The 13,135-nt window shown below is 58.7% G+C and carries 6 protein-coding genes, 3 tRNA genes, 1 other RNA gene and 1 pseudogene; 2 read left to right on the top strand and 9 right to left on the bottom strand.

Going from position 1 to position 13,135, the window contains the following annotated elements; translation table 11 throughout:
• The 9 genes and pseudogenes from AB7E19_RS11890 to dauA all read right to left on the bottom strand — a co-directional run.
• Positions 1–116, bottom strand: a pseudogene (locus AB7E19_RS11890) (IS481 family transposase); the annotation flags it as partial.
• Positions 117–413: 297 nt separating this feature from the next.
• Positions 414–770, bottom strand: a complete 357-nt coding sequence (locus tag AB7E19_RS11885) for a hypothetical protein (protein ID WP_146042856.1) — start codon at positions 768–770, stop codon at positions 414–416.
• A gap of 2 nt (positions 771–772) precedes the next feature.
• Positions 773–5,641 (bottom strand): RHS repeat-associated core domain-containing protein, encoded by a 4,869-nt coding sequence (locus AB7E19_RS11880; protein ID WP_427935392.1) that lies wholly within the window; start codon positions 5,639–5,641, stop codon positions 773–775.
• Positions 5,638–6,366, bottom strand: a complete 729-nt coding sequence (locus tag AB7E19_RS11875; protein WP_427935390.1) for a DUF4123 domain-containing protein — start codon at positions 6,364–6,366, stop codon at positions 5,638–5,640. The genes AB7E19_RS11880 and AB7E19_RS11875 overlap by 4 nt, the downstream gene beginning before the upstream one ends.
• On the bottom strand, positions 6,356–8,401 hold the full coding sequence (locus tag AB7E19_RS11870) for a type VI secretion system tip protein VgrG (protein WP_427935388.1): 2,046 nt from the start codon (positions 8,399–8,401) through the stop codon (positions 6,356–6,358). Before AB7E19_RS11870 ends, AB7E19_RS11875 begins: the two co-directional genes overlap by 11 nt.
• Positions 8,402–8,684: 283 nt before the next feature.
• Positions 8,685–9,203, bottom strand: coding sequence for a type VI secretion system effector Hcp1 (gene hcp1, locus AB7E19_RS11865; RefSeq protein ID WP_042015720.1), 519 nt, complete (start codon positions 9,201–9,203; stop codon positions 8,685–8,687).
• A gap of 696 nt (positions 9,204–9,899) precedes the next feature.
• A non-coding RNA gene (locus AB7E19_RS11860) (RtT sRNA) lies at positions 9,900–10,029 on the bottom strand.
• Between the two features lie 223 nt (positions 10,030–10,252).
• Positions 10,253–10,340, bottom strand: a tRNA-Ser gene (locus AB7E19_RS11855).
• Between the two features lie 270 nt (positions 10,341–10,610).
• Positions 10,611–12,347 (bottom strand): C4-dicarboxylic acid transporter DauA, encoded by a 1,737-nt coding sequence (gene dauA / locus AB7E19_RS11850; RefSeq protein WP_322132002.1) that lies wholly within the window; start codon positions 12,345–12,347, stop codon positions 10,611–10,613.
• 467 nt (positions 12,348–12,814) lie between these two features.
• Here dauA and AB7E19_RS11845 point away from each other — a divergent pair.
• Positions 12,815–12,890 (top strand) — tRNA-Asn (locus tag AB7E19_RS11845).
• A 2-nt stretch (positions 12,891–12,892) separates the two neighbouring features.
• Positions 12,893–12,968: transfer RNA gene (locus tag AB7E19_RS11840), tRNA-Asn, on the top strand.
• Positions 12,969–13,135: the final 167 nt, after the last annotated feature.

Genomic DNA, 13,135 nt, shown 5'->3' with positions numbered 1-13,135 from the left:
TAGAACTGCTGACGGCTGTAGCCGATGAGCTTGCAGGCTGTGCTGACGTTATTGAGCTCTTTGGCGAGCTCTAGCAGACTGAGTTTACGACGTGCTACTTTCTCGTTGGTGGTCATACGGTGACTCCAGATAACACGGTAGGGGTACCGTTTTGTTATCCGGTTTGAAGCCGTATGACCACTCCCTTTTGTGGGCAACTGTCAGGTGAATACCATCTCCATACAATATATCCATCATGTTTTATGTTTTCCGCACCATGCAATGTGGCTTATTTTGCCCCACCTTTAGTTTTCCCGCCAGGAACCCACTCACCAGAAATTGCCCCTGGTTCATTACCAGTAGCACTTTATATTTAAACCGACTATCACCTCATCCTTGCATTATGTATCCCCGGAAGGGAGCTACTCTTTCATTCATCGCCATTTTGCAAGTGGCTCTGAAATAGTTCCATTTTCAATATTAATATCATGTTGCCAAAAACGCTCACCTTTAAATGACGGTTCATGTGCAAGAACAACTCTCACTGTTTTTTCTGCGGAAGCCGATTGGTTTGCTAAGCAATATATGCAACTACCAGGTTCTTTAAATGAAAAACGGGTAATGAAAAGTAAATCTCCCTCCTTATCAAAAAAACTAATGCCAGAGGCATTTAAAGCCGCCACACCATCTAACTTCTTATCATAAGCAGCGTCAACATAATCACCTATCACTTTTATTTCTTTACCATCATAAACCCAAGAAATATCATTCTCATTTAAGTCAACCCTCATTTTCACTCCTGTGGCAAAGCTATATCAGAGATTATTTTTAGGTAAGCGTTATCTGTATAATTATTTTTCTTACTGGGAACAGCATTTTCGAAATCTTTGTAAAGAAGTCTAATCTGTTCTCCTCCCCCTGGATAATACTTGTATGAACCATCAGACATTTTTTCTATTTGTGGTCCAACGGGACCATATTCTATGTCAAATGGACGTTGTACTTCATAGGTAACTCTTCTATCAAGTGTTCCTTTCCATTCTTCTTTGATTGCGAGATTTGCTCTACCAAAGCTAGAGTTAGGGATCTCACTTTGAGTACCAAATTGACCTGGAAACTGAGCTCTGCCCTCATTAGTGATCATATTAAAACGTTCTCCAGGCTGAATAATTCGCGTCTTAGGAGTAAACCCAACAGGCCATGGGGACTCATTGTCCCTCACATTCTCAAATGCGCTAACCAATGCATGGTCATCGTTAAACTGGCCAGTATGATGCTGCTCAAATTGTTTGAATACATCTTGCTGCTCAACTGGGATCCGAGCTCTAGGTGTATCCAATGGACACTGTCCCGGCACATTACTTAGCCCCAGTGGATCCACCCAGCCAGTCGGGTTAGGAGCATACTGATAATTGTTAAGGCCACCGGCCAAACCTATCGGGTCAGGGGTGATAAATCTACCCGTATCGGGCTGGTAGTAGCGGTGGCGGTTATAGTGAAGCCCCGTCTCGGCGTCAAAATACTGCCCCTGGAAACGCAAGGGCGTTGCCACCTCGGCGATCTCTTCACGCCAGACATTACCATAGGCGCGATAGCGCACCTGCCAGGCGGTGGCCCCGCTTGTGCGGGTCAGTGCCAAGGGCGTGCCCAGGTGGTCAAGCTGGTAGTGGAATACCTCGGCCTTCTGCCCCTCCCCTTCCAGCTGTGCCAGGGGTTTGAAACTGCCGGGTTCATAGATAAAGCTGCGGTACTGCTCGTCAGTACGATGCTTGTCGTCCCCGAGCAGATAGCAGCTCTCGGCAATCAGGTTGTTGGCCTGCCACAGGAATTCAGTAACCTGCTCGCCTTTTGCACCCTTTACCGTCTTGCGAATGCGGCGACCAAAGGCATCGTAGTCATAACAGGCAGTGCTGCCATCGGGCAGTTCGGCCCTCACCAGCTGGTGCTGGCAGTCGTAGTGATAGCGGGTCACCAGTTGCTGGCCCTTGCCGCGCCGCTCCAGCGCCAATCGACCAAATTCGTCGTACTCGAAGTGGCGATCGCCACTCAACAGCAGCCGGTTACCCTGGGTGCGGGCCCCATCGAACTGACCACCCGAACGCTCACCCAGGAGGTTGCCGGCCGGATCATGCAAGAAGCGCTCGGTCAGCTCGCCCCGCACCTCCAGCAAGCGGTCCAGCGGATCGTAACGGTAGTGCTGCTCCCCCTGCACGCTGTCATCGATGCGCAGCAGGTTGCCTGTTCTGTCATAGCCATAGCGCCGCTCGCGGGCGACCTGCTTGCCCCGCTGCAAACGCAGTGCCGAGAGGCGCCCCTGCTCGTCATATTCGTACTGCTGGGTGAGCGCCCCTTGCTGCCTGCGCAGCTCAAGCCCACCCACCACCTGGTGGCGCGTGAGTTCGGCGCCGTTGAGATCAATGCCGCCAAGCGTGCCGTGCTGATAGTGATAGCCAAGCCGGTTGCCGTCAGGCAGTTGCCAGTGTGATAACCGTCCCATGGCATCGTATCGGAAATGGCTTGAGGCCCACCCCTGATGCTCGGCCACCAGATGACCGGCACCATCGTAGTCAAATGCCAGGGGCCAGGCACCGTCGTCGACCCGGATGAGCTGGCCATGGCCGTCATACTCGAAGGCGATCTCGCGACCATCTGGCAGGGACTTTTTCAGCAAGCGCCCCATGGGGTCGCGCTCATAGCGGGTGACCAGCTCGGTCTCCTGCTTGCCGAACTCCACTTTTTCGCTCAGGCGTCCGTTGAGATCATAACGGTAGGCGGTGGTGCGACCATCGAAGCCGGTTTCCCGTGCCACCAGCCCGTTGGGATGGTAATGGATACGATGCTGTTCACCATGCTCGTTCTCGATCTCGCTGAGAAAGAGCTTGGCGTTGTCGTAGCGGTATTTGAGCTCGCTGCCATCGGGGTTGATGCGCCGACTCACCAGATGCAGGCCGGGGTGATATTCGAAACGTGTCTCGCGACCCAGCTCGTCCCACTGAGCCGTGACCTTGCCATAGGCGTTGTACTCATAGCGGCGAATGCCGCCCCCGGGCAGATGGACGGCACTGAGGCGATCTGCCGCGTCCCATTCATAGCGTGTGATTGCGCCACGCGGGTCTTGCCGCACGATCTGGCGGCCCCGCTCGTCATAGCGCCAGCGGCTTGTCCCGCCATCGACCCCTTTTTCTTCGATCAACTGGCCAAGGCGGTTCCACACCAGTTCGGTGCGGGTGCTGTCCGGGTGAACCACAGAGCACAGCTTGCCCTGGGGGGTATAGCCATAACGGGTTTCGTTCCCCAGGGGATCCAGCCTGGCAATCAGATCCCCTTGCGGATTGTGCTCAAAGCGCCATTCGCGCTCCCCCTGCACTACCTTGCGAACCCGGCCATCCCAGTAGTGATAGGCAGTCTGACTGCCGTCGGGAGCCACTTCGAGGGCCAACATCCCCTCTTCGTCGTAGTGATAATGGGTCTCGGCCCCCAGCGGATCACGGGCCAGTACTTTCTGACCCTTGTCGTTGTAGGCAAACTCGGTTATCGCACCATCCGGATCCTGCTGGCGGACAAGACGTGCCTGGCTGTCGTGCTGATACACCTCCTGACTGCCATCGGCATTGAGTACCGTCACCTCGCCCTTGTCATCATCCCAGCCATAGGTGACATCAAAACCCGCCACATCGCTCCAGTGGCGGATGGCTCGGGCAGCCTTGCCTTCCCCTTCCCACTCCCAGAAGAAACCGGCACCGCCAGCCAGACGGCGCTCCACAATGACCCCATCATCACGATAGCGATAACGCTCGCACTCCCCGGCCCCATTCTCGGCCGCTACCAGGTGACCATGGTCATCGTAGTGGTAGCGTTGCAGCGTGGCCTGGGGCTGCCAGGCAATGCCATCAAAGCGCTGCAACTCGAGCGCCATGATGTGGTCGCCCTCGTAAGCGAGACGAAGGGCCAGCCCAGCCTCATTTTCAACCCAGGCGGGGCGCCCTTGATGGTCAGAACGCACTGTCAGTCGATTGCCGTAGGGATCGGAAAAACCGGTCAGCCGCCCAATCTCGCCATGCCAGGTAAAATGCAGGAACGGCGAACCGGCCTTGGCCAGGATCACTTCATCAGCCTCGTCACCGAGGTAGACCGCCGCCTCCGACAGCAGATTGGTCACCATGGGTCTGGCGGCGGATGGCAACGGCAATTCCGTTGCCAGGGACTCCTCATCCCACCAGGTCAGGGTATCGCCGTGACGTTCAAGCCGGTGCGCAAGGGCATGTGTCCAGCCAAGTCCCATGCCGCAGGATTGCGCGACGGCGGAGGTGCGATAGAGGCGCCCGAAGACAAAGGGAAGCAGACCCGGCAGTTCGCCATCTTGCAGTGCCAGCAACTCCTCCCCCGTCACCATGGAGACCGGGCAGTTGTTCTTGCAGGTGCTGGCTTCCGGTTGATGGGGCCGGTTGGCCGGTGTAACTGCCTGCTTGGAGGCATCCGGAGTCTTGTTCACCTGCTTGATTTCGGTGTGCCCCTGGAATCGGCGTTTGGCCGCCGTGCCTTTTTCCACCAGCGTGTTGGCATTGCCATCGACCAGCTTGAGATCCGCTTTTTTGGCCGGGCTCAACGGTGCAGCCCCGGCGACCAGCACCTTCTTCGCCTGCTGGGCGTGCTGGGCCAGGTTGTGTTTCCTGGAGAGATTGACCAAGGAGGTGACCAGTCGCATGACCCGGTCACTGTTCTTGGCCATGGTGGCAGCCTTGGCACCATAGCGTGCAGCCAGGCCTGCCCCGCCGGTCAGTACCACCCCGATGATCACGTCAATCAATACCGACGAAATTACCTGAGCACCAAACTCGGTCTGCTGATCCGGGGGCAGCATCTTGACCCAGCACACCAGGGCATAGGCATAAAGATAAAGCAGTGCTTCATCTTGCAGTACCAGCATGGCAGCTTCCATCTGGGAGGCTCCGGCCTTGGCCATGGCCGCTGCGTCCACCCCGAACTCGGCCAGCTTTTTGGCGTTGCCTACCGGATCGGCCAGCAGGTTGTAGATGGTTTTAAGATCGTCCCACACCCCGACCAGTGCCTTGCCGATACCGCTTGCCGCCGCCAGCGCATGGCTGCCAAACCCGCCACCAGTGCCGCTGTAACGGGCCCACGCAGCCTTGTGCTCACTGTTCCACTCCTTGGTGAGCCAGGCCTCCAGATCTTTTTGAACCGGGGCATAAGAGGCAAACAGCGCATCCAGATCGCTCTTCTTCACATTGGGGTAGAAGGTCACCCGATAGGACTTGCCCGGGGTCAGCTTACCAACCTCGGCAATACCCTTGGCATCCAGGGTTCCCTCCTTGACTACCGCCTCGCTGACAAAACGTCCGCGCACCAGCTTCCCCGCCTCCACCTTGTACGGGGTATTGCCGATGGGAATAAACCTGACGGATTCGAACAGATGAACCAGCCGCAGCGTGCCGCTCAGCGGGCACTGCGTCACCACGGACTGCGCCTTCTTGCTGCCGGACGATGCCGTGATGGTCTTGTCGCCCACCTTGATGGTCTGCTCCATGTCCATGCTGAGCATGTCACCCAGGAAGAAACTCTCGGCATCCTTGCGATAGGCACTCAGGACGTTGCGATAATCGGCGATCACTTCGTTGAAGACGGCCTGGCCGACATTGCTCATGCTTGAACCTCATAGATCAGCGCCGCTTCCAGCGCCGGAAACAGATCGATATCGGGGGATGGATGACGGGAGACAAAGCGGGCGACCTTGCAGCGCAGGTTCGCCTCGGGAAACGCCCAGTAGAGCTGACCGTTGTGATCCGCCAGTTGCTGCATCAGGTTGTTGATAAGAGGGGCGGGATCCTGTCTCGCCAATGTCGCGGCAATGGCGGGGGGCAGCTCCCACCAGGGGAATGCGCGTGATGCTGCGGCTTCTGACGCAGCCCATTCGAAGCCGTCCCCCCCGACCCAGATCCCGTTCACTCCAGGCAGCAGGGCGGTGAAGCCCTCTCCCAGCTGGACCAGAATGCGCTTCAGATACACACCATCCCAGTAACGGAAGAAGACCGCCTCCCCCTGGTGCCAGATCTGGGTCAGCCCCTGCAGATGGGCATAGAGGGCATCGACAGGCTGCTCGCTCGCCACTATCCAGCCCCAGTCGCTCGCCTCGGCGCCCTGCGCCCACTCGATAAAGGGGCTCTCCTTGTCGAGGGCCACCAGATAGGGCATGACGGGATGCCAGTCTTCATAAGGGGTGCCGAGATAGAGCCCGCGTGGCGTTTCGCGGCCATCGAGCTGGTAGTAGTGCTGCAAGGGAGCCGCATCGCAGGCCCCCGCCAGCACGGCATAAAGAGGGGCTGATTGCCTCTGTATCCACGCTTCCAGCGGTGTGCTCTCAAATCTCACAGCCACCCTCCTTGCATTTTTCACACTCTTCACAGAAAGGGGCGGCACTCTTCATGGTGGCCAGTTGGGCAGGAGTGAGCGGTACCTTGGGTTTGGGGGGAACACTGACACCCAGAGGGCCCAGTGGTGACTTGCCGCCCCATCCCGAGCCGGCACCCGGGCTGCCGCCCGAGTTCATCTTGATGGTGGGCCCCACCAGGGTGACGCCGCCGCCATCGACCTTGATGAAGCAGCCGCCGACCTTGACGGTAATGTCTGAGCCCGCCTCCAGCACCACCTTGGCACCGGCCTTGACGTGCACTTCCTGCCCGGCCTGTGTCAGCCAGCTGTCACCCAGTTTTTGGTGCATGGAGGTGTCAACGCCGAGTGAATAGTCGGCCTTGATGTGATCCCGTTTTTCACCGTTCACAGTGAGGTGATCATTGGCCTTGATGCGGGTCACCCGCTCATTGTCGATGTCTCTGTGTTCGTCGTGCTTGATGTGCCAGGCGGCATCATTTTCGATAAGCACGTTCAGGTCTTTCTGACCGTGGATATAAATCTCTTCCTTGCCAGCCTGGTCTTCGAAACGCAGCTCGTTGAAGCCCTCCCCCTGGTGAGTTTCGGTGCGCAGCACGGTGCGGGTCTTGTTGGCTGGCAGCTCGTAGGGCGGTCGATTGGTGGCGTGGTAGGTGCGACCGGTCACGATGGGTTGGTCGGGGTCCCCCTCCAGGAACGAGACAATGACCTCGTGGCCGATGCGCGGGATGGCCATCATGCCGTACTGACCGCCGGCCCAGCCTTGGGAGACCCGCACCCAGCAGGAGCTCTGGTCGTTGGAGCTGCCGTAGCGGTCCCACGGGAACTGCAGCTTCACCCGGCCATGTTCGTCGCAGTAAATCTCCTCACCGTCGGGGCCCACCACCATGGCGATTTGCGGGCCGTCCACCATGGGCTTGTGAGGGGCCTCCGGGCTGCCGATGCGTGCCCGCCAGGTGGTGCTCGCTTTCACCACCCCGAATTCGTTGTGATAGATGGTGGGGCCGCTCCCCCCCTCCTCCTCCAGCGCCTGCGGCTGCAAGCCGGTGTGCTGGATGCGCACCACTTGCCAGTCGGTGTTGAGGCTGCCGTTGGGATGCTCGGTGAGTGAAAATGTCTGGCCCGGCAAGAGGGCTGCGCTGTTGGACTTGCCACTGCCCGCCACCGCATCGTTGCGCAGCGCATCGAACCGATGCTGGGCAAACGCCTTGCCACTCGAGTCCGCTTTGTAGCGGCCCGGGAAATCGAAATGCTGGTAGGTGTCCCGTTGGTGCTCGAGTTCTGCGCCCTGCTTTTTGTGGGAGAGGCCATAAGCCGGGGTCTTGAAGCTGTAGTCCTTGAGCTCCACATCCGAGGGGCGCACCGCTTCGCGGTAGTGGAACTGGCGCACATAGGGGCCTTGCTCGAGGGAACGATTGCCGAGGTTGAAGAAAAGCTCGGGGCCTTGAGTCAATGCCGCCGCGTCGTCGGCAAACACGATGCGGTGCTTGCCTGCTTCAAACTCGTGGAAGTAGAACATCCCCTCTTCGGCGGCGAGGCGGTTCACAAAATCGAGGTCGCTCTCCCGGTACTGAACACAGTATTCCCGCTTGGCATGCTCGTTCTTGAGCGCAAAGGCGTAGTCGGTAATGCCGTGCTCTTGCAACAGGATGGAGAGGATTTCATCGGGCTTCTGCGCCTGGAAGATGCGGGAGTTCTGGCGAAGTGACAGCCGCCACAGGGCCGGCTGCACCATGAGCTGATAGCGGGTGCGGCGAAAGCCGCTGTCCCCCTGCGCGAAGTCACTGACCACTCCGCACACCCGGCGCTGCAGCTCGCCGTTGTACCACACCAGCAGCTCGCACGGCTGGTCCAGCACGGCGCCAACGTTGATGTCGGGCTGGGCACTCGCCAGCTCCAGGCGCAGGCTGAACGGCCGGTTAAACGCCTCATCCAGTGCAAACTCGGCCACCACAAAGGTGCTCTCGGGCAGGGCCCCCACCTTGACGGTAAATTGTAATCCTGTGCTGTCTGCCATCGCTGCGCGCCCCTGAAATATCGTGCGGCCCCATCAGGTGGGGCACATCAAGCCGTGTGAGAGCTTCGCCATCGCCTGGATTTTTCTTTCACCATGGCTGCCGCACGCCCTTGACGGCGTGCGGCAAGACGTAAACTCGGATTTTTTCTTGTACCCGCTCACACCAGGCAAACGGACAGAAGAAAAAATGCGTGGGTTGAAAAATCGGAAATACGGTCTCCGGGCAGGTTGTCCTTGCAGAGACGATAAAAGGGCACCGCAAGCAGTGCCCTTTGGCTCAGAATTACGCTTCGATCGGTGCGCGCCAGTCATCCGCACCAGAGGTGCCGGCAACGGTGTGCTCCCAGTCGATCTTGCGGTAGGCCATGGAGACCTGGATCAGCTGGGTGAAGTCGGACTTCGCCGGGTCCTGGCAGTGGGGCATCTGGCAGTCGATGTCAACGATGGTGGCATCGGTCAGCACAGTGCTGAAGAAGTGCTCCTGCTTGCCCTCGACGGAGGTGCGATACCACTTCAGGGTCACTTTCGGCAGCATCTCGCCGGAGGCCAGGGAGTTGTACATCAGCGGCACGGCCTTGTTCAGGGCAACGGTGAACTTGAACGGCTTGTGGACACGCTGACCCGCCGGCTGACCGGATTGCGGATCGGTCGGTACGGTGACGACGTGCTGGAACTCTTGTACCAGCATCTCGTCTTCATGGCCCTGCACGAAGATGTTGCCGACGGAATCGGAGGTGAAAGCACCGGCAGTGATGTTGCCTTGGGTTTGACCTTCGATGCTGATATAACATGGAGTTGGCATGGAATTGCTCCTGATGGTTGAACGGTTATGACACTCGTCCGAATCCGTTAGCAGTGACCATGCCAAGACATTTTTTTGTTTTAAAACAATTAGTTGAATATAAAACCGATTCGCGCACCGGCGCCATGACGCAACAAGTTGCGCAATCAATGCATTTACCCATTAAACCTTGCACATGCAGCATAAATGACTGGCATGAATGCAACATATTGCGCGTGGCGGAGTTTATCTCTGCCTTCAAGTTGCTTCCCCAAACCAGGCCAGCGGAATCTCCGCTTCGCCTGCGAGCCACCCCCATCACAGGCATGATCAGATTGTCGGCAACTAAAACAAAAGGGCCTGTCTCGCGACGGCCCTTCTGTTTTAGTTGGCTGTATGGGCGGGATGATTCACCGCTGCGTGGCTCACCCCTTCGGGACGGCCTGCGGCCGTTCATCCCGGCAAACTGCTCTGCTTGACCCGACGGGGACACTCCCCCTTCCTCTTCGAGATGAGCTGATGACACTTCCCCAAAGCAAAAAACCGACCATGAGGTCGGTTTTAACATCTGAGGATGGGTCGGGATTGACTCGCGCCGTCCCTGGCGCTCGCCCTGCGGGCTATCCTGCCCGCCTGTCTAACCAGGGCCCGAACCGAGCCGCCCATCACCGGATAAAACAAAAGGCCCCGTCTTTCGACGGAGCCTTTTGTTTTATTTGGCGGTGAGGGAGGGATGATTCGCCACTGCGTGGCTCACCCCTTCGGGGCGGCCTGCGGCCGTTCATCGCAGCAAGCTGCTCTGCTCGAACCCGGTGAGGATTCTCACCCCCCCCTCTTCGAGATGAGCTGATGACGCTTCCCCAAAGCAAAAAACCGACCATCAGGTCGGTTTTAACATCTGAGGATGGGTCGGGATTGACTCGCGCCGTCCCTGGCGCTCGCCCTGCGGGCGGCCTCTGGCCGTCCATGCGGGCTATCCTGCCCGCCTGTCGAACCAGGGCCCGAACCAAGCCGCCCGTCACCGGATAAAACAAAAATCCCCGTCTTTCGACGGGGCTTTTTGTTTTATTTGGCGGTGAGGGAGGGATTCGAACCCTCGATACGTTGCCGTATACACACTTTCCAGGCGTGCTCCTTCAGCCACTCGGACACCTCACCAAATTTTTACTGCTTGAAGTGGCTTTCTGAGCACGCTGCGCGTGCATCTTGCCGACTTCGTCGGTGGGCAGCCACTCGGACACCGCACCCAATTTTGGTCTGTGTTTTAACGTGTTCAGCCAACACGAATTCGCTGCGCCGTTGCGCTGGAACGGGGCGTAATGTAAGGGATAGGCGCGAGGCGGTCAATGCAATTTTTTATCTTTTGCCACTGTTTGCTCAATAAGCGAACCAAGTGACTAAAAATATGCCATTTCCTATCCCTTTCCATCAATTTTCAACCGCTTCGTGCAAATGTTCTCCTCGAATCGCCTCTTCCAGCGAGCCGTAGAACTCCAGCTCTCCCGCCACCGGACGCACCTTGGCCCGCGCCAGGGTCTTGAGGGGCTGGAATTGCAATTCAGCCACCTTGAGACGGACCCCCGCCTTGGCCATGCGTTTTGCGAACTGCTGGAAGGCGGTGAGACCGCCAGCATCCAGGATGGAGACCGCCTCCATTTGCAGGATCAACTCCTTGTGGTCCTTCACCTGGGCAAGCAATTCGTCAAAGACCCGCTCGGCGGCGGCAAAGAACAACGGTCCGTTGATCTTGTAGACAAGGGTCGAGGGGGACACCTCGCTGGCATAGCGCTTGTGATCCGCCAGGTTGTGCAGCCTGGTCATCTTGGCTATCTCGCGCATGAACAGCAAAGAGGCCAGGATCACCCCGAAGGTGATGGCGATGACCATGTCGAAGATGACGGTCAGCGACAGGCAGACCAGCAGCACCAGTACATCGGATTTGGGCGCCCGGCGCACCAGATCCACCACCTTGTGGGCTTCGCTCATGTTCCAGGCCACCAGCAGCAACAGGGCGGCCATGGCAGAGAGCGGCAACCAGGAGAGCCAGGGAGCCAGTACCAGGATGGCGGCCAGTACCACCAACGCATGGACAATACCGGAAATGGGCGAGGTGGCACCGGCCCGCACGTTGGCGGCGGAGCGCGCGATGGCGGCCGTCGCCGTGATGCCACCGAAGAAGGGGGCCAGGATGTTGCCAAGGCCCTGCCCCACCAGCTCGCCGTTGGAGCTGTGCTTGCGACCCGTCATGCCATCGAGCACCACGGCGCAGAGCAGGGATTCGATGGCCCCCAGCATGGCCATGGAGAAGGCGGCGGGCAGCAGCCGCTCGATGGCGGCGAGGTTCCACTCAACCGGCGCCCCGTCCGGCCCCGGCAGCGCCCAGGGCATCACCAGGGTCGGCGCGATGGGGGGAATGCCCATACCCTGGGTTCCATCGGCCAGGGTATAGCTGAACTTGCTGCCAATGGTGGCGACGTCCACCCCGAACTGGTGCAGACCCAACCCGAGCCCCACCCCCACCAGCACGGCGGGCAGATGGCCGGGTACCGGCAGGCGCAATCTCGGCCAGAGCAGCAGCACCGCCAGCGTCGCCACCCCGACGAGGGTGTCCCCCCACTGCCAGCTTGGCAGGGCATGGGCCAGCGCCTGTACCTTGCCCAGATAGGTTTCCGGCATCTCCAGGACCTGCAGGCCGAAGAAATCCTTGATCTGCAGGGTGGCGATGACGATGGCGATACCACCGGTGAACCCCAGGGTCACCGAGGGGGGAATGTACTCGATGAGGCGCCCGAGACGCGCCATGCCCATGGCCACCAGGAAACAGCCCGAGATGAGGGTGCCCATCAAGAGGCCGCCCACGCCGAATTGCTGGGCCACCGGGTAGAGGATCACCACGAAGGCGGCGGTGGGGCCCGAAATGGAGAAGCGGGATCCCCCGGTCACGGCGATGACGATGCCGGCGATGATGGCGGTATAAAGCCCGTGCTGGGGCGGCACCCCACTGGCGATGGCCAGCGCCATGGCAAGGGGAATGGCGATGATGCCGACCGTGATGCCGGCGATGAGGTCGCGGCCAAAGCGCGCCACGCTGTAGGGTTCGTCAATGCAGGATTGGCGCAATGCGATGGCCAGCTTCACGCCTTGTAAGGAAGCTTGATTGTGCATGTCTAGGGTAATACCAGAAGAGGGAGACAAAGGCCGGGGTGAACCGGCACCCGATCATCATCAAGGGCCGGCAGAGCTGTCGACGCGGCGATGGTATCGAAGGCAACCATACCCGACCCGGCCAGATAATTCGATGGGCGGGATCAAGAAATGGCCATGAGCGCGCAATATTGTCGGTGACACCCCGAATATCAACGCCGTTTCCCGCCACGGCAGGTTTCCCCGGGCACGGTACTCTGCGGATGAACGACACCACGCCTCCTCCTGGCAGTATGCGGGAATCAGGATACCAAGCAGGCACAACCCGACCGAAGGCGCGATCTCAAGCTCCTGATTGTGCTGAAAATAGTCCGCGCTGCCCAAGTTTTGGGCAAACGGGCCAAAAAGCCATTTTTTACGCCGACAGGCGGGTTGACACCCGGGAGATGGGCCATTAATATCCGCCCCGTCTCGACGAGACAGGCCATTCCTCCTTAGTTCAGTCGGTAGAACGGCGGACTGTTAATCCGTATGTCACTGGTTCAAGTCCAGTAGGAGGAGCCAATTCCCTCGTAGTTCAGTCGGTAGAACGGCGGACTGTTAATCCGTATGTCACAGGTTCAAGTCCTGTCGAGGGAGCCACATTTTAAAGCCCAGCCTTTTGGCTGGGCTTTTTCATATCTGCTCTTCCTGGCCTGTCCACGGCCCCCCTGCCCGATGGCGCGCCAAACCGCCACCTGCTTGCGTTCCTGATTCCCCATGGCCTTCGATGACGGCCCTTACTCATCACCAGGGTGTCACAGAGATCC

The organism is Aeromonas sp., assembly GCF_050252055.1.
In the GTDB taxonomy this organism is placed as follows: domain Bacteria; phylum Pseudomonadota; class Gammaproteobacteria; order Enterobacterales; family Aeromonadaceae; genus Aeromonas; species Aeromonas caviae.
This window is presented reverse-complemented; position numbering and strand designations above follow the sequence as displayed.

Bases quoted from the DNA above. Each gene is read 5' to 3' on its own strand.
- AB7E19_RS11885 (WP_146042856.1), bottom strand. From the start codon at position 770: ATGAGGGTTGACTTAAATGAGAATGATATTTCTTGGGTTTATGATGGT.
- AB7E19_RS11880 (WP_427935392.1), bottom strand. From the start codon at position 5,641: ATGAGCAATGTCGGCCAGGCCGTCTTCAACGAAGTGATCGCCGATTAT.
- AB7E19_RS11870 (WP_427935388.1), bottom strand. From the start codon at position 8,401: ATGGCAGACAGCACAGGATTACAATTTACCGTCAAGGTGGGGGCCCTG.
- hcp1 (WP_042015720.1), bottom strand. From the start codon at position 9,203: ATGCCAACTCCATGTTATATCAGCATCGAAGGTCAAACCCAAGGCAAC.
- dauA (WP_322132002.1), bottom strand. From the start codon at position 12,347: ATGCACAATCAAGCTTCCTTACAAGGCGTGAAGCTGGCCATCGCATTG.